The organism is Pseudonocardia oceani (assembly GCF_019263585.2).
In the GTDB taxonomy this organism is placed as follows: Bacteria; Actinomycetota; Actinomycetes; order Mycobacteriales; family Pseudonocardiaceae; genus Pseudonocardia; species Pseudonocardia oceani.
Map to the genome: position 1 here is coordinate 4,891,861 of NZ_JADQDF010000001.1, position 16,806 is coordinate 4,908,666.

At 75.5% G+C, this 16,806-nt stretch carries 13 protein-coding genes; 8 read left to right on the top strand and 5 right to left on the bottom strand.

The features are described from left to right. Positions 1-109: 109 nt before the first annotated feature. From I4I82_RS24440 to I4I82_RS24455, 4 genes are all read left to right on the top strand, one after another. Complete coding sequence (locus I4I82_RS24440; protein ID WP_172166559.1) at positions 110-607, top strand: hypothetical protein; 498 nt, start codon at positions 110-112, stop codon at positions 605-607. 489 nt (positions 608-1,096) lie between these two features. Continuing rightward, positions 1,097-2,722 carry a phosphoglucomutase (alpha-D-glucose-1,6-bisphosphate-dependent) gene (pgm, locus tag I4I82_RS24445; RefSeq protein WP_218596045.1) on the top strand — a complete coding sequence of 542 codons (1,626 nt, stop codon included), beginning with the start codon at positions 1,097-1,099 and terminating at the stop codon, positions 2,720-2,722. A 4-nt stretch (positions 2,723-2,726) separates the two neighbouring features. Continuing rightward, positions 2,727-4,274, top strand: a complete 1,548-nt coding sequence (locus tag I4I82_RS24450; RefSeq protein WP_226370232.1) for a protein kinase domain-containing protein — start codon at positions 2,727-2,729, stop codon at positions 4,272-4,274. Between the two features lie 84 nt (positions 4,275-4,358). Then, a complete protein-coding gene (locus I4I82_RS24455) occupies positions 4,359-5,987 on the top strand; it encodes a serine/threonine-protein kinase (protein WP_218596046.1) in 1,629 nt (542 codons plus the stop codon). A 9-nt stretch (positions 5,988-5,996) separates the two neighbouring features. On the opposite strand, the gene I4I82_RS24460 is transcribed toward I4I82_RS24455, so the two are convergent. After that, positions 5,997-7,670: a hypothetical protein gene (locus I4I82_RS24460; RefSeq protein WP_218591811.1), complete on the bottom strand. Its 1,674-nt coding sequence runs from the start codon at positions 7,668-7,670 to the stop codon at positions 5,997-5,999. Positions 7,671-7,723: 53 nt separating this feature from the next. Continuing rightward, entirely contained in the window at positions 7,724-8,311 is a 588-nt protein-coding gene (locus tag I4I82_RS24465) for a class I SAM-dependent methyltransferase (RefSeq protein ID WP_226370233.1), read from the bottom strand. A gap of 83 nt (positions 8,312-8,394) precedes the next feature. On the opposite strand from I4I82_RS24465, the gene I4I82_RS24470 reads away from it, so the two are divergent. Together I4I82_RS24470 and I4I82_RS24475 are read left to right on the top strand one after the other, a co-directional pair. Further along, positions 8,395-8,697, top strand: a complete 303-nt coding sequence (locus I4I82_RS24470; protein WP_218591810.1) for a hypothetical protein — start codon at positions 8,395-8,397, stop codon at positions 8,695-8,697. A gap of 81 nt (positions 8,698-8,778) precedes the next feature. Further along, a complete protein-coding gene (locus I4I82_RS24475; protein WP_218591809.1) occupies positions 8,779-9,735 on the top strand; it encodes an NADPH:quinone oxidoreductase family protein in 957 nt (318 codons plus the stop codon). Positions 9,736-9,750: 15 nt separating this feature from the next. Here the strand turns inward: I4I82_RS24475 and I4I82_RS24480 are convergent, their stop codons facing one another. Next, entirely contained in the window at positions 9,751-11,454 is a 1,704-nt protein-coding gene (locus I4I82_RS24480; protein WP_218591815.1) for a BCCT family transporter, read from the bottom strand. A gap of 157 nt (positions 11,455-11,611) precedes the next feature. Continuing rightward, entirely contained in the window at positions 11,612-12,085 is a 474-nt protein-coding gene (locus I4I82_RS24485; protein ID WP_218591808.1) for an Lrp/AsnC family transcriptional regulator, read from the bottom strand. A gap of 110 nt (positions 12,086-12,195) precedes the next feature. On the opposite strand from I4I82_RS24485, the gene I4I82_RS24490 reads away from it, so the two are divergent. After that, a complete protein-coding gene (locus I4I82_RS24490; RefSeq protein WP_218591807.1) occupies positions 12,196-14,493 on the top strand; it encodes a thiamine pyrophosphate-binding protein in 2,298 nt (765 codons plus the stop codon). A 119-nt stretch (positions 14,494-14,612) separates the two neighbouring features. After that, positions 14,613-15,719, top strand: a complete 1,107-nt coding sequence (locus tag I4I82_RS34660; RefSeq protein WP_218591806.1) for a calcium-binding protein — start codon at positions 14,613-14,615, stop codon at positions 15,717-15,719. Positions 15,720-15,782: 63 nt separating this feature from the next. Here I4I82_RS34660 and I4I82_RS24500 read toward each other — a convergent pair whose 3' ends face one another. Then, complete coding sequence (locus tag I4I82_RS24500) at positions 15,783-16,742, bottom strand: proteasome assembly chaperone family protein (RefSeq protein WP_226370234.1); 960 nt, start codon at positions 16,740-16,742, stop codon at positions 15,783-15,785. Positions 16,743-16,806 lie beyond the last annotated feature (64 nt).

Here is a 16,806-nt window from a genome sequence, read left to right on the forward strand (position 1 = left end):
GTTCGCCAGGATCGACACGATCGAGCGATCCCGCCGCCGGGCGGATAACGGCAGAGTGTCCCCAACGCGATCTGGTGGACGACGCACCACGACTTCGAGGAGGGCCGAGATGCACGCCGACATCCCCGGACGGACCGCGATCCCCGCCCAGCGCGGCCCCCGCTCCGTTCCGAGCCCCCGTGACATCCCCGCCCAGCGCGCTCCGCTGACGCCCGTCCGGCACACCCCGGTGCCGTTCGCGATCGTCGAGCCGACCACCGCGCAGGGCATCCGCGACGCTGCGCGCAGCGAGGTCCTGCACCGCCACGCGCGCCTGACGAAGGCCGGGCGCCCGGTGTTCTGCACGCCGAGCCAGGCCGAGATCGCCGGCGTCGTCACGCTGCGCCAGGGTCGCGGCACCGACGGCAAGGTCATCTACTCCACCCGCGAGGACGCCGAGAACGCCGCCCGCGAGCTCGAGGCGCTCGGCGCCCGCTCGCTGCGCTCCTACCTGTGCGGACGCTCGCGCAGCGGCCACTTCCACCTGGCCACCGACACGAGCCGCGCCCTCACCCCGGCCGAGGTCCACGCCCGCATCCCGCGCCAGCAGGGCTCGCTCTCCGCCTGAGGCCGCGCGACGGCCGAGGCGGCCTCCCACAACACGCACGCCCGCCCCACCCGCAGCCCGCGCCGCGCGCACCCCGCCCGTCGTAGGCCCGCTCTCGTGACAGTGGAGTGGCTTCACTGGCACCCAGTGGCAGTAAAGCCACTCCACTGTCATTGGGACGGGTGCCGAGCGCCGACGGCCCGCCCGCCCCCGCCGCCCCCGCTCTCGTGACAGTGGAGTGGCTCTACTGGCGCCCAGTGGCAGTAAAGCCACTCCACTGTCACGCGCGGGGGAGGCGGGAGGCCGGGCTGGGCGGGCGGCGCGTGTCCCGCGCAGGAGGGCGGGCGTGGGGGCGGGCTCGCCGCGGGGCGGCGGGAGGCGCGGGGCGGGCTCGCCGCGGGGGAGGCGCGGGTGGGCGGGGGCGGTGTGAGTGGCGGGTGGGGGCAGCGCTCCGGCCCCGGACACGGCAGGCTGGGCCCGACACCCGCCGCCCACCCGAGGAGAGCCCCGATGTCGACCCACCCCCGCGCCGGCACCCCCGCCACGCCCGAGGACCTCGTCGACGTCCCCGCCCTCCTCGCCGCCTACGCCGACCGCCGCCCCGACCCCGACGACCCCGCCCAGCGCGTGGCGTTCGGGACGTCCGGCCACCGGGGGTCGTCGCTGCTCACGACGTTCAACGACGACCACATCGCCGCCACCAGCCAGGCCATCTGCGAGTACCGCGCGGGCCAGGGCGTCGACGGGCCGCTGTTCATCGGGCGCGACACCCACGCGCTGTCGGAGCCCGCGTGGGTCACCGCGATCGAGGTGTTCGCGGCCAACGACGTCCACGTCCTCGCCGACGGCGACGACGCCTTCACCCCCACGCCGTCGGTCTCGCACGCGATCCTCACCCACAACCGCGGGAAGGTGAGCGGGCTGGCCGACGGCGTCGTCGTCACGCCCTCGCACAACCCGCCCGCCGACGGCGGCTTCAAGTACAACCCCCCGCACGGCGGCCCGGCCGACTCCGACGCCACCCGCTGGATCGCCGACCGCGCCAACGCGCTGCTCGCCGAGAAGCTCAGGGGCGTCCGGCGGTCGCCGCTGGACCGCGGCGCGATCGGGCGCTACGACTTCCTCGGCGCCTACGTCGAGGACCTCCCGCAGGTCCTCGACCTCGACGCGATCCGCTCCGCGGGCGTCCGCATCGGCGCCGACCCGCTGGGCGGCGCGAGCGTCGCCTACTGGGGCGCGATCGCCGAGCGCCACGGCCTGGACCTGACCGTCGTCAACCCCGACGTCGACCCGCGGTTCGGGTTCATGACGCTGGACCGGGACGGCAAGATCCGGATGGACTGCTCGTCGCCGTACGCGATGGCCTCGCTCGTGGCCCAGCGCGACCGGTTCCAGATCTCCACCGGCAACGACGCCGACGCCGACCGCCACGGCATCGTCACCGCCGACGGCCTCATGAACCCCAACCACTTCCTGGCCGTCGCCATCGGCTACCTCTACGCCAACCGCCCCGGCTGGCCCGCCGACGCCGGGATCGGGAAGACGGCCGTCAGCTCGTCGATGATCGACCGCGTGGCCGCCGACCTCGGGCGGACGCTCGTCGAGACCCCCGTCGGCTTCAAGTGGTTCGTGCCCGGCCTGATCGACGGCTCGTTCGGCTTCGGCGGCGAGGAGAGCGCGGGCGCCTCGTTCCTGCGCCGCGACGGCGGCACCTGGACCACCGACAAGGACGGGATCATCCTCGCCCTGCTGGCCTCGGAGATCCTCGCCGTCACCGGGCAGACGCCCAGCGAGCGCTACCGCGACCTCACCGACCGCTTCGGCGCCCCCGAGTACGCCCGCATCGACGTCGCCACCACGCCCGAGGCCAAGGCGGAGCTGGGGAAGCTGTCGGCGTCGGACGTCAGCGCGACCGAGCTCGCGGGCGAGCCCATCACCGCGCGGCTCACCGAGGCGCCCGGCAACGGGGCCCCGCTGGGCGGGCTCAAGGTCGTCACCGAGGGCGGCTGGTTCGCCGCGCGCCCGTCGGGCACCGAGGACGTCTACAAGATCTACGCCGAGAGCTTCCGCGGCGCGGAGCACCTGGCGGCGATCCAGGGCGAGGCCCAGGACGTGGTGGCCGCAGCACTAGGGTGAGCCCGTGGCGCAGGAGATGTTCGGGCCGTACCGGCTCGACGGGCTGCTGGGCCAGGGCGGGATGGGCCGGGTCTACCGCGCGTTCGACACCGACCAGGACCGTCCGGTCGCGCTGAAGGTCCTGCCCGCCGCGCTGTCGGCCGACCCCGGCTACCGGCAGCGCTTCCGGCGCGAGGCCAAGGTCGCCTCGCAGCTCACCGACCCGCACGTGGTCCCGATCCACCGCCACGGCGAGATCGACGGGCAGCTGTTCCTCGACATGCGCCTGGTCGACGGCGACGACCTGTCGAAGGTGCTGCGCCGCGACGGGCCGCTCGACCCGGAGTCGGCCGTCCGCGTCGTCGAGCAGGTGGCCAGCGCCCTCGACGCCGCGCACGAGGCCGGGCTGGTGCACCGCGACGTCAAGCCCGCCAACGTCTTCCTCACCCGCGGGCGCTCCGGCGGCGCCCGCTTCGCCTACCTCGGCGACTTCGGGATCGCCCGCGACGCCTCCTCGTCGACGCTCACCGCCACCGGCACGACGCTGGGCACGCTCGACTACATGGCCCCCGAGCGGTTCCTGGGCCGCGAGGTCGACGCCCGCGCCGACGTCTACGCCCTTGCCTGCCTGCTGCACGAGGCGCTGACGGCCCGCAAGCCCTTCCCCGGCGACGAGCTCCCGTCGCTCATGCACGCCCACCTCAACCTCGCGCCGCCGCGGCCCTCGGACCTGCGCCCGCTGCCGCACGGGCTCGACGCCGTCGTGGCGAGGGGAATGGCCAAGGACCCGTCGCAGCGGTTCGCGACCGCCGGGGCGCTGGCGCAGGCCGCGCGGGCGGCGCTGGCCGGAGCCGCGCACGCCGGCAGCGCCCCGCCGCCCGTCCGCCTGGACAAGCCCCCGCAGGGCGACGGCACCGAGCCGCTGCGCCTGGACGTGCCCGAGGGCGTCGGGCAGGTGGAGCGCTGGCTGGTCGCGCCCGGGCAGGCCCACGCGGCCGGCGCCCCCCTGCTCGTCGTCCGCCTGCGCGACGGCCGCAGCGCCCCGGTCGTCGACCCCCGTGCCGGGCTGCTCGTCGGCGCCGCCGTCGCGCCCGGCACGGTGGTCCGCACCGGTGATGTCCTGGGCACCGTGTTCCGCGTCGACGACGCGCCCGCCGGGCTCTCGCGCCCCCTGGCCCGCGCTCAGCCCGGCCCCCGCCGCCCCCCGTCGGCGGCCGCGATCATCGGGATCGGGGTCGGCGCGCTGCTGCACCTGCTCGTGCTGGCCTTCGTCGAGCTCGACGGGATCCTCGTGCTGACCTGGCTCTCGGGCATCGTCTTCGGCACGCTCGGCGTGTGGAACCGGCGCCCGGCCGCGTGGGGGCAGGGGCAGCGGATCGCGCTGGTGCTCGTCACGGTGCCCGTCGTGACGGCGTTGGTGTTCCTCGCGCTCGTCCTCGCCGCGCTGCCGACGGGCTACTCCAGCGACACCCCGGACAACCCCGCGGCCGGCATCGCGTTCACGGTCGTGGCCCTGGTGGTCTACGGGCTGTGGGCGGCGTCGCTGTGGTGGCGCCGGGCGGGCACCGGCTGAGCGGCCGCGCGCGAGCGGCACCGGGCCGACCTGCGGCTGCGCAGGTAGGGTCCCGACGGGGCACGGTTCAGGGATGGAGGCCGCGTGGCGCCGGAGATGTTCGGGCCCTACCGGCTCGACGGCCTGCTGGGCCAGGGCGGCATGGGCCGCGTGTTCCGCGCCTTCGACACCGACCTCGCCCGCCCCGTCGCGCTCAAGGTCCTCACCGCGGAGCTGTCGGCCGACCCGGAGTACCGGCAGCGGTTCCGCCGGGAGGCGATGGTCGCCGCGCAGCTGTCCGATCCGCACGTCGTCCCGATCCACAAGCACGGCGAGATCGGCGGGCAGCTGTTCCTCGACATGCGCTTCGTCGACGGCGAGGACCTCGCCGCCGTCCTGTCCGGCGGCGGCCCGCTCGACCCCGGCGACGCCGTCGCGGTGATCGAGCAGGTGGCGAGTGCGCTCGACGCCGCGCACGAGGCGGGGCTCGTGCACCGCGACGTCAAGCCCGCCAACGTGTTCCTCACCCGCGACCGCCCGGGCACCGCCCGCTTCGCCTACCTCGGCGACTTCGGCATCGCCCGTGCCACGTCGGGCGGCTCGCTCACCGCCAGCGGCATGACGGTCGGCACGCTCGACTACATGGCGCCCGAGCGCTTCCGGGGCCTCGACGTCGACGGCCGCGCCGACGTCTACGCCCTGGGCTGCCTGCTCCACGAGTCGCTCACCGGCCGCAAGCCCTACACCGGCGAGCCCGCCGCGCTGATGAACGCCCACGTGCACGCCGACCCGCCCCGGCCCTCGGAGCACGGCGCCCCCGCCGCGCTCGACGCCGTCGTGGCGCGGGCGATGGCCAAGGACCCGGCTGACCGGTTCGCCACGGCGGGGGAGCTCGCAGCGGCGGCCCGCGCGGCGCTGGAGCCGGCCGCCGGCCCCGATTCCGAGCCGGCCACGACCGACCGCCTGCGGGTGCCCGGCGGCCGCGCCCCGGTGGCCACGCCGTCACGATCCGCGCCCCCGGCGGCGGCCCCGGCCCCCGCACCTCCGGCCCCCGCACCTCCGGCCCCCGCACCTCCGGCCCCCGCACCCTCGGTCCCCGCACCCCGGACCCCGCCACCCCCGGCCGACGCGAGTGAGCAGCCGCTGCGCTGGGACGTGCCCGGCGGGTCGGCGCAGGTCGTCGAGTGGCTGGTGGCGCCGGGGGAGAGCTACGCCGCGGGCGCCGGCCTCGTCGCGCTGCGTTTGGCCGACGGCAGGCCGTGGCACCTCGCCGACGACGTCGCGGGCACCCTCGCCGCCGCCCACGTCCGGCCCGGCGCGACGGTCGGCTCGGGCGACGTCCTCGGCACGGCCCGCCGGGACGCCGCCCCCGGTGCCGGGCCCGCACCCGCGCGCACCGGGGTGGGCCTCGCGGCGGCGCTGGTGCTCGGCGCGGTCGCGCACCTGCTCGTACTGGAGAACGTCGAGATGGAGGCGGGGCTGCTGTTCTGGACGCTGAGCGGCACCCTGTTCGGCACGCTCGCCGCCGGCTCCCTGCGCCCCCGCACGTGGGGCTCGGGCCGCACCACGACGCTCGTCGTCGTCACCCTGCCCGTGGTGTTCGTGACGGTGCTGCTCGTGGCGCTCGGGCTGGGCCTTGCCGGATCGGGGATCGCGGTGGTGGTGGCCACGCTGGGCGTCTACGCCCTCTGGGCGCTCACGTTCTGGCGGCGCCGGACCCGACGGCCTACCTAGTACGTCCGATCAGCGCCCGCGCGCCCGCGCGTCGCACTCCACCCGGGGCTGCGCCCCGCTCGACACCGGCCGGTGCGCGCGCCTGCTCCGCTCCCGGGCCGGGCCGCCGGTGCGGGCCAGCGCCCGCAGGGCCAGCTCCCGGTGCCGCCCCTCCACGGGGTCGTGCGCCTCCAGGCGCTCCAGGAAGCGCATCAGCTCCTGCGCGGCGACGCGGCCGGGCCGGGCGGCGACCCAGGCGGCCAGCTCGGCGTCGGCCACCTCGGGCCGCACGCGGGCCATCCGCACGCACACGTACTCGACGTCCTCGTCGGCCAGCTCGCCGACCAGCGGCGCGTGCACCCCGTCGTCGACGAGCACCTCGTGCACCGCCCACAGCCCGATCGGCGTGAGCGCCACCCAGGTCGGGTCGGGGTCGTCGCGGCCCGCGAGCGCGGCCAGCTCCTCGTGGTCGTCGGTGTCGAGGCTCTCGGAGAGGTGCACGGCGCCGAGCAGCTCCAGGGCGTCGAGCAGCGCGGTGACGTCGCGGCGCCACAGCCGCTGCTCGACGTCGCCCGCGAGGTCGTCGACGACGCAGCCCATCCGCCGGTTGACGGTGTCGCGCACGGCCCGGTGGAAGCGCTCCAGCGGGATCGCGTCGCCGCCCGCGGCGTAGAGCTGCTGCAACAGGATCGGGAGGGCCTCGCCCAGGCTCATCCCGAACAGCGACGGCGCGCCGAACACGTTGCTGCCGCCGAAGCCCTCGCCGATCCGGCCGACGGCCTCGAACGCGCGGCGCCACATCTCGATCGGGCGGCTCAGCAGCGGGGCCGCGCTCTTCACCTGCACCAGCCGCCCGTTGACGACGCGGACGAACCGCGCCTCGCGCGCCCAGGTCATCAGCAGCGCGACCTCGGGCAGGTCGTCGCCGGCGCGGGCGCGGCCGCGGGAGAAGTGGTCGAGGTCGAGCGCCTCGGCGACGGCGCGGGCGTCGCCGAGCCCCAGGCGCCCCTCGCGGGTGACCGCGCGCCCGGCGCGGACCCAGCGGGTGAACGCGCGCAGCCGGGCCAGCGCGGGCGACGAGTCGGCCGCGGCCAGCAGCTGCGCCGCCCCGGGCAGCAGCACCGGCGGCAGCGGGGGCGGGGCGGCCTCGGCGGGCTCCTGCTGGCGGCTGGTGATCTCGGCCAGGGCGGCCCGGTCGATCTCCAGCTCCCCGCGCTCGACCTGCTCCAGGAACCGCAGGACGGCCAGCGGATCGCCGGTGCGCACGCCGTGGCGCAGCATCTGCACGGCCCAGAACGTGCCGAGGTCGCGGTTGCGCTCGTCGTCCAGGGCGTCGTGCAGGGCGGGCGTGGAACCGTCGACCTGGGCGTGCAGCTCGGCGGCGGGGGCCGAGCGCGGGTCGAGCCAGTCGTGCTCGTCGAGGAAGCCGATCAGGGCGTGCAGCGCGGCCGGGACGCCGTCGCGGTCCTCGTCGCGCAGCGCCACCGTGCGGGGGAACCAGACGGCCAGCGCGTCGGCGACGTGGGCGCGGGTCCAGTGCCCGAGCCGGCCGTCGACGCCGTGCTTGTGGTCCAGCGCGGCCGCCACGAGCGCGGGCTCCACCTCGACGCCCCGGCGCCGGGCCCAGGCGACGATGTGCAGCCGCAGCCGGTCGCGGGCAGCGGCGTAGACCTCCATGTCCTCCGGGCCGAATACGAGACGCACTCGGCCCACCCTGGCAGCCCCCCGCCGGGCCTCCGGAACGGGGGGTGGGGTGCTCACGCCCGGCGCGGCGTGCGTGCCCGGTGGACCACGGCGGGCGGCAGGTTCCACCAGACGACCGGTGTCGTGGACACCTCGGCGAAGCGTTCGCGCAGCCCCGCGAGCTGACGGCGGGCGGGCGGCGCCCAGCGCGTCGCGGAGTAGGCGAACTGGGTCAGGACACCGGCGGGCGACAGGGCGTCGGCGACGACGGGCAGCAGCGCGCCGTCGGCCCACGCGACCCACGGCAGCCCGCTGACGACGGCGTCGACGCGGGTGATCCCGCGCTCGGCGAGCAGAGCCGGCAGCGCGCGGGCGTCGGCCACGGCGACCTCCACGTCGGGGTGGCGCTCCGCGAGCAGCGCCGCCCACCGGGGGTTGAGCTCGACGGCCAGGTGCCGCGCGGGGCAGCACCCCCGCAGCGCGCGGGTGAACGCGCCGGTCCCGGGGCCGAGCTCCACGACCACGCCGCCCGGTGCGACCGGCGCGGTCATCGCCGCGGCCAGCGCGGGCGAGCTGGGGGCCACGGCGGCGGTGCGCAGCGGATCGCGGGCGAACTCGCGCAGGAACAGGGCGGTCTCGGTCAGGGGACCAGCGACGGGCACGTCCGCGGACGGTAGGGGCCTTCCGTGAACAGCCGGGGCGATCTAGCGTCTGCTGTGTCCACGATCACAGCAGGGGGAAGTCCGTGCACCCACACCGCCTCGAGCAGCTCGTCGCCTCGGTCCCGGCCGGCATCAGCGACGACCAGCGCTCCCGCCTCGACGCCCACGTCGAGACCGCCGACGGCTGCCGCGCCCGCATCGAGCGGGTGCGCGGCGACCTGCGCCGCGCCCTCGACGGCCGGGGCGGCGACGCCCTCGACCTGGCCTGCGAGCTCGACGGCCTCGAGCGCGTCCAGCAGCGCGTCGACGGCTGGCTCACCGCGCTCGTCGACGAGCTGAGCCGCGCCCGCCAGTCCGCGCACTACGACGACGGCGTCCCCGTCTGACCGGCGCGCTCCGACCCGGCGCGCGGCGCGCGCCCGTCCCGCGGGGCAGGATGGCCCCACCCGAGGACGAGGAGGACGCGCGTGCGCGCAGTGCAGGTGGTGCGGCTGGAGGGCCCGGCGGCGGTCGAGGTGCGGGACGTCCCCGAGCCCGACCGCGGGGCCGACCAGGTCCTGATCGACGTGCGGGCGGCGGGCGTCAACTTCCCCGACGTCCTGCAGAGCAAGGGCCTCTACCAGTACAAGCCCGACCTCCCGTTCACGCTCGGCTCCGAGATCGCCGGCGTGGTGCGCGAGGCGCCCGAGGGCGCCGCGGTGCGCTCGGGCGACCGGGTGGCCGCGTTCACCACCGTCGGCGCGTTCGCCGAGGTCGTGGCGGCGCCGGCCGGGTACGTGTTCCCGCTGCCCGACGAGGTGTCCTTCGCCGCGGGCGCCTGCCTTCCGATGAACTACCTCACCGCCCAGTTCGCGCTGCGCCGCCGCGGGCACCTGGAGGCCGGGCAGCGCGTGCTCGTGCAGGGCGCGGCGGGCGGGGTCGGCACGGCCTGCGTGCAGCTCGCCGCGGCGCTGGGCGCCGAGGTGGTCGCCGTCGTGTCCACCGAGGAGAAGGCCGAGGTCGCGCGCCGGGCCGGGGCGGCGCACGCCGTGCTGGTCGAGGGCTTCCGCGACGCGGTCAAGGAGCTCGGCGGCGTCGACCTCGTCGTCGACCCGGTGGGCGGCGACCGGTTCACCGACTCGCTGCGCTGCCTGCGCCCCGAGGGCCGGCTGCTGGTGATCGGCTTCACCGCGGGCGACATCCCGACGGTGAAGGTCAACCGCCTGCTGCTCAACAACATCGACGTCGTCGGCGTCGGGTGGGGTGCGTTCGCGATGCCCCGCGACGGGTTCGTCGCCGAGCAGTGGGACGACCTGCTGCCGCACCTGCGCTCCGGCGCGCTCGACCCGGTCGTCGGCGCCACCTACCCGCTGGCGGACGCGGCCGCGGCGCTCGCCGAGATCGACGAGCGCCGCGTCACGGGCAAGATCGTGCTGGAGCCCTGAGGCCCGGGCCCGGGACTAGTCCTTGACCTGCTTGACCGACAGGTGGAAGTCGTCACCGTAGGTCCTGGTGCCGTACTCCACGGCCTGCTCCACGGCCTCCTGCGAGCGCACGTCGCGCCGCATCAGGGGGTCGTGGCGCAGGTCCTTGGTCAGGGCGACGCACAGCGCGACCATCACGAGCGCGAACGGCGCGGCCATGATGATCGTGATGTTCTGGATGCCGGTGAGCGCCTCGCTGCCCGGACTGACCAGCAGCATGATGATCGCGATCGCGCCCATCACGACGCCCCAGAAGATCACCACCCAGCGCGAGGGCTCGATCGAGCCCCGCGAGGACAGCGTGCCCATGACCACCGACGCGGCGTCGGCGCCCGACACGAAGAAGATCGCGATGAGGACCATCGCCAGCACGCTGAGGATCGCGCCGCCGGGCATCGACCCGAGCAGGCCGAACAGCTGGCCCTCGGTCGACTGCGACGCGAGGCCGGTCGCGCCGGTCGGGTCGACCGTGCGCTGCTGGTCGATCGCCGCGCCGCCGAAGATCGCGAACCAGACCAGCGAGACGGCGCTCGGGATGAGGATGACGCCGGTGATGAACTGGCGGATGGATCGCCCGCGGCTGATGCGCGCGATGAACATGCCGACGAACGGCGTCCAGGAGATCCACCAGGCCCAGTAGAAGACCGTCCAGCCGGCCAGCCACTCGGCGGTGGCGTCGCCGCCGTTGGCCGCGGTGCGCGAGGCCATCTCCGAGAGGTTGCCGGCGTAGTCGCCGATCGCGGTGGGCAGCAGGTTGAGGATGAGGATGGTCGGCCCGCCGATGAACACGACGACGGCGAGCACACCCGCCAGCACCATGTTGATGTTCGACAGCCACTGGATGCCCTTGGCGACGCCGGTGACCGCCGAGCAGACGAAGGCGAGGGTCAGGATGCCGATGATGAGGACCAGCAGCAGCTTGCCCTCGACCGGGACGCCGTTGAGCTGCAGGCCCGCACCGATCTGCAGGGCGCCGAGCCCGAGCGACGCGGCCGATCCGAACAGGGTGGCGAAGATCGCGAGGATGTCGATGGCCTTGCCCAGGGGGCCGTCGGTGCGGCGCTCGCCGAGCAGCGGCGCGAACGCCGAGCTGATCAGCTGGCGGCGCCCGCGGCGGAAGGTCGAGTAGGCGATGGCCAGGCCGACGACGGCGTAGATGGCCCACGGGTGCAGCGTCCAGTGGAACAGCGTGGTGGCCATCGCGACGTCGAGCGCGGCCGGGTCGCCCACCGCGACGGTGCCCGGTGGCGGGGAGGTGAAGTGCGACAGCGGCTCGGAGACGCCGTAGAACATCAGGCCGATGCCCATGCCGGCGCTGAACATCATCGCGATCCACGAGACGGTCCGGAACTCCGGGCCCTCGTCGTCGCGGCCGAGGGGGATCTTGCCGAAGCGGCTGAACGCGAGGTAGAGCGCGAACACCACGAAGCCGCTCGCGGCGAGCACGAAGGCCCACCCGCCGGCGTTCATGATGCCGTCGAGGACCGAGGACGCGACCGCGCTCAGCGTCTCCGTGGAGGCCGCGCCCCACACGATGAAGGCGAGCATGAGCACGGCGGCGACGCCGAAGACCACGCGGTCGACGGGGTGGCGCTGGTCGGCGGCGGCGGTGGCCGGGATCTCGGGTACGGGCCCGTCGGAGACGGGTTCCTCGTTCCGCGGACTCTCCTGGATGGTCATGTCGGCGGCCCCTCCCAGGGCCTCCCCCCTCACGATCGGTCCTGCGCGCCGGCCGATGTCACCCGGCCGGTCGTGCCGACACCTTGCGTCGGCGCCGCGCCCCCGTCAACTCCGGGAACGCGATCGCCGTACGGTCGCAACACGGCGTGCACGCGCCTCATCCACCGGTGACGATCCGCTCCAGCAGCGGGGCGACGCGGTGCTCGACGAGGCGACGCATGACCAGCGACGTCGTCGTCCGCACGACGCCGTCGGTGGCCAGGAGCTGCCCGGCGATGCGGTAGAGGTCGTCGGCGTCGCGGGCGACGACCTGGCACAGCAGGTCGGCCTCGCCCGACATCCCCAGCACCTCGACGACCTCGGGCACCAGCGCCAGCGCCTGCGACACCTCCGCGAGGCGGCGCTGCACGAGCTGCACCGAGACGAACGCGGTGAGCGGGTAGCCCAGCGCGGCCGGGTCGATCCGTCGCTCGAAGGTGCCCAGCGCCCCGCGCGCCTCCAGCCCGGCCAGGCGCGCCTGCACGGTGTTGCGGGAGATGCCGAGGCGCTCGGCGAGCGCGAGCACCGGCGCGCGCGGGCTCTCGGCGAGGGCCTGCAGCAGTCGGGCGTCGGTCGCGTCCACGCCGGGCATCCTGCACGAAGAACGGCCTCTGCGCAGCAGTCTGCACGGAGGAAGCGGTCGCGGTTGTGCAGACGGCCCGACGGTGGTGCAGTGGGCGGGCGACCTGGGAGGTACGAACCGTGAACGACGACGTCCTGCGCACCATCGAGCAGCGGGTGCTGTGGCTGGCCACCGCGATCGTGCACCACGCCAACCGCGTGCGCCCCAACCCCGGCGGGCTCAAGGTGGGCGGGCACCAGGCGTCGAGCGCGTCGATGGTGACGATCATGACCGCGCTCTGGTTCGAGCACCTGCGCCGCGAGGACCGCGTCTCGGTGAAGCCGCACGCCTCGCCCGTCCTGCACGCGATCAACCACCTCCTGGGCGAGCTCGACGCGCGCTACCTCACGACGCTGCGCGAGTTCGGCGGCCTGCAGAGCTACCCGAGCCGCTCGAAGGACCCCGATCCCGTCGACTACTCCACGGGCTCGGTCGGCATCGGCGCCACCGCCCCGATCTGGGGCGCGCTCGCCCGCCGCTACGTCCAGGCGGACGGCGCTGATGCGCGTTCCGCTGACGCTCCACGCTGGGGCCGCCAGTACTCCCTGGTCGGCGACGCGGAGCTCGACGAGGGCGCCTGCTGGGAGGCCGTCCTCGACCCGATGGTCTCCGAGCTGGGGGAGGTCGTCTGGATCGTCGACCTCAACCGGCAGAGCCTCGACCGCGTCGTCCCCAACATCGGCGCCACGCGCCTGCAGGGCATGTTCGACGCCGCGGGCTGGCAGGTCCTCACCGTCAAGTACGGGGCCCTGCTGGAGGAGCTGTTCACCCGCCCCGGCGGCGACGCGCTGCGCACCCGCATCGACGAGATGCCCAACCCGGAGTACCAGCGGCTGCTGCGCTGCACCCCCGACCAGCTGCGCGAGCGGGTCCCCGACGGCGACGAGAAGCTCGCCGCGCTGATCGCGGACCTCGACGACGCCACGCTGCACGCGGCCATCCGCAACCTCGGCGGGCACGACCTCTCCGCGCTGCGCACCGCGTTCGCCACCATCGACGACACGCGCCCGACCGTCGTCTTCGCCTACACGGTCAAGGGGCACGGGCTCGCCAGCGAGGGGCACCCGCAGAACCACTCCTCGCTGCTCACCGCCGAGCAGTTCGCCGAGCTGGCCGCGGCCGTCGGCACCGACCCGGACGCCCCGTGGGAGCCGCTGCCCGCGGGCCCGGCCGCCGAGCTGTGCGCGGAGGTCGCGCAGCGGCTGCACCGCGAGCCGGTGGAGGTTGCAGCGGTGCCCGAGCTGCCCGCCGACATCGGGCGCACGCCATCGGGCACGGCCACCACGCAGGCCGCGCTGGGCCGCGCGCTGCTCGACCTCACCCGCGCCGCCCCCGCGGCGGCCAAGCGGGTCGTCACGCTGTGCCCGGACGTCTCGAGCTCCACCAACCTCGGCGGCTGGGTCAACAAGGTCGGCGTGTGGGCCGCGCGCGAGCAGGTCGACTGGTTCGCCGACGACCCCGAGACGATCCTGCACTGGCGCGAGCGCCCCGACGGCCAGCACCTGGAGCTGGGCATCGCCGAGACCAACCTGGTCGGGCTGCTCGGTGAGCTGGGCGCCACGTGGAGCCGGTGGGGCGAGCCGCTGCTGCCCATCGGGGTGCTCTACGACCCGTTCGTCGAGCGCGCGCTGGAGCCGTGGTCGTTCGGGATGTACGCGGGCGGGCAGTCGATCCTGGTCGGCACGCCGTCGGGAGTCGCGCTGGCCCCCGAGGGCGGCGCGCACCAGTCGATCACCACGCCGTCGGTCGGGCTGGAGCAGCCGGGCTGCACCAGCTACGAGCCGGCGTTCGCGATCGACGTGGAGTGGTCGCTGCTGGCGTCGCTGGCGCAGCTCGGGCGCCCCGGCGGGCGGTCGGCGTACCTGCGCCTGTCCACGCGCCCGGTCGACCAGTCGCTGGCCGCGGTCCCGGCCGACCCGGCGGCCCGCGAGCGCCGGCGCCGCCAGGTCGTCGCGGGCGCGTACCCGCTGCGCCGCGCGGCCGGGTCGCCCGCCGTCACGATCGCCGTGATGGGGGCCGTCGTGCCCGAGGCGCTGGCCGCGGCGGAGCGGCTGGAGGCGCAGGGGCACGCGTGCGACGTCGTCTGCGTGACGAGCGCCGGGCTGCTGTTCGACGCGGTGCAGGCGCGCGCGGGGCGGGGGGAGGCCGACACCTGGGTCCTCGACGCCGCCTTCCCGGCGCGCCGCGCGGCGCCGCTGGTCACCGTGCTCGACGGGCACCCGCACACGCTGGCGTTCCTGGCCGGGATCAACCGGGTCCCGGCCGCCCACCTGGGCGTGTCGCGGTTCGGGCAGTCCGGCGACCTGGAGTCGGTGTTCCGCCACCACGGCCTCGACGCCGACAGCATCGTCGGCGCCGCGCTCGACGTCGTGGAGTAGCCGGGAGTCAAGCTGCTCCATGCGGCCGAGTGAACCGTGGCGAACGGCGCTAACGCGCCGTGGCGGGCGCCCGAATCCCGGGGACAGGTCACCCACGCCTCGTCACCAGGAGCAGCGCCATGAAGCCGTCCCTCACCCGCACCGGACTCGTCGCCGCGTCCGTCGCGGTGTCCGCCGTAGCCCTCGCCCTCGTCCCCGCCACCGCGTCCGCCGCCCAGCCGGGCGGCGCGAGCACGGTCGTCGTCACCCCCGACGACCTGCAGGGCTGGGCGATCTCGCCCGCGCCGAACAGCACGACGACGGAGTTCCGGGCGGGGCCCTCGACCCTCGGGACGGGCGCCCTGCGGTTCGGGCCGATCGCCGTGACGCCCGCGGCGAGCAAGTTCATCATCGGCCGGGCGACGAGCCTGCCCACGGCCACCGCCGGGGTGGCGGTCGACTACTACATCGACCCGGCGGCGACGAACAAGGCGCCCGAGCAGTACTACCTCAACGTCTACGCCGACAGCGCCGCCGACGGCACCCCGCCGGCGAGCTTCTACGAGTGCCGCTACGACTACGTGGCCTCGGTGAGTGGCGACGGCTGGCACACCCTCACCGCCACCGCGGCGACGACGGCCACCGACGTGAGCGTTCGGGAGAACACGGCCTGCGGCGACTCGCTGGACGACCTCCCGGCGGGCAGCACGGTGTTCCTGGTGGCGCTCAACGCGGGCGACACGTCGTCGAACGACGCGGGCATCGCCGGCGGCTTCGACCGGGCCCGGCTCAGCACCGGCGCCACGACGACGACCTACGACTTCGAGCCGCTGACGCCGCCGGCGTGCGAGAGCGCGCCGCGCCCGGGCCGCACCGGCACGGCGCGCGCCGACGTGGTCCGCGGCACGGCGGCGGGCGACCGCGTCGACCTGCTCGCCGGTGACGACGTCGCCGACCTGCTCGGCGGCGACGACTGCGTGCTGGGCGGCGCCGGCCGCGACACGCTGCGCACCGGCGACGGGGCCGACCAGGTCTCCGGCGGCGCCGACGCCGACACGATCGACAGCGGCGCGGGCGACGACCTCGTCGACCCGGGCGCCGGGCGCGACGTCGTCTCCACCGGCTCCGGCGACGACGATGTGTCGGCCGCCGACGGCGAGGTCGACGTCGTCGACTGCGGTGCGGGCGTCGACACGGTGCGCGCCGACCGCACCGACGTCCTGCGCCACTGCGAGACGCGCCTCTGACTCCCCGGACGACCAGGGCGGTCCACCGGGGGCGGTGCGGGTGCGCCGCCCCCGGCGGGAGCGTCAGCCGGGGGAGCCGGGCGTGCCGGGGCCGAGGTCGCCCGGGTCGCCCTTGTCGCCCTTCTCGTCGTCGCGGTCGGCGAGGAACTTCTCCACCTCGGCCGCGAGCTCGTCGGCGCTGGGCAGCTCGCCGGACAGGCCCAGCCCGCCGCGGTCACCGCGTCCCGACGAGACCGTGTCGTACTGGCGCTCCAGGGCCTGCACGACCTGCGCGACCTCCTCCGAGCCCGCGACCTGCTCGGCGATCTCGGCCTCGGCGCGCTCGGCGGCCTGCGACAGCGACTCGGTGGGCAGGTAGAGCCCGGCGGCCAGGCCGACGTGGTCGAGCAACACGCGCGCGGCCTGCGGGTACTCCGAGCGGGCGAGGTAGTGCGGCACGTGGACCGCGAAGCCCATGGCGTCGTGCCCGGCCTCGCCGAGGCGGAACTCCATCAGCGCGATCGCGCTGCCGGGGACCTCGGCCGTGGCGAACCAGGCCTCGTGGCCCTCGGTCAGCTCCGGGCGCGTGCCGTGCACCGTGACCCCGATGGGGCGGGTGTGCGGCACGGCCATCGGGATGGCCGTGAGGTTGATGACCAGGCGGACGCCGAGGCGCTGCACGAGCTGCTCGACGGCCGCGGCGAAGCGCTCCCACTGCGTGTCCGGCTCCGGGCCCGACAGCAGCAGGTACTGCGTGTCGCCGGTGTCCGACAGCGCGACGATGTCCAGCTCGGGGCCGTGGTAGGCCGCCCAGCGGTCGGACTCGAAGCGCAGCGGGGGCCGCCGCGAGCGGTAGTCGACGAGCTGGTCGACGTCGAAGCGCACCACCGTCGTCGACTCGCTGCCGCTGGTCTCCAACGCCTCCAGGGCCAGCCGCGAGGCGTTCCCGGCGTCGACGAAGCCGTCGAGCGCCACGATCATCACGGGCTCCTCGAGCGCCGGAGCGTCGTCCACGATCTCGTACAGCTCGGCCGGTTCCTGCACCGCGCACCTCTTCCCATTCGACGGTCGTCCCGTCCGCACAACGTGAACCTGCCCGCACAGCATC

Coding starts and splice junctions, on each gene's coding strand:
- I4I82_RS24440 (WP_172166559.1), top strand. CDS start 110: ATGCACGCCGACATCCCCGGACGGACCGCGATCCCCGCCCAGCGCGGC.
- pgm (WP_218596045.1), top strand. CDS start 1,097: ATGTCGACCCACCCCCGCGCCGGCACCCCCGCCACGCCCGAGGACCTC.
- I4I82_RS24480 (WP_218591815.1), bottom strand. CDS start 11,454: ATGACCATCCAGGAGAGTCCGCGGAACGAGGAACCCGTCTCCGACGGG.
- I4I82_RS24485 (WP_218591808.1), bottom strand. CDS start 12,085: ATGCCCGGCGTGGACGCGACCGACGCCCGACTGCTGCAGGCCCTCGCC.
- I4I82_RS34660 (WP_218591806.1), top strand. CDS start 14,613: ATGAAGCCGTCCCTCACCCGCACCGGACTCGTCGCCGCGTCCGTCGCG.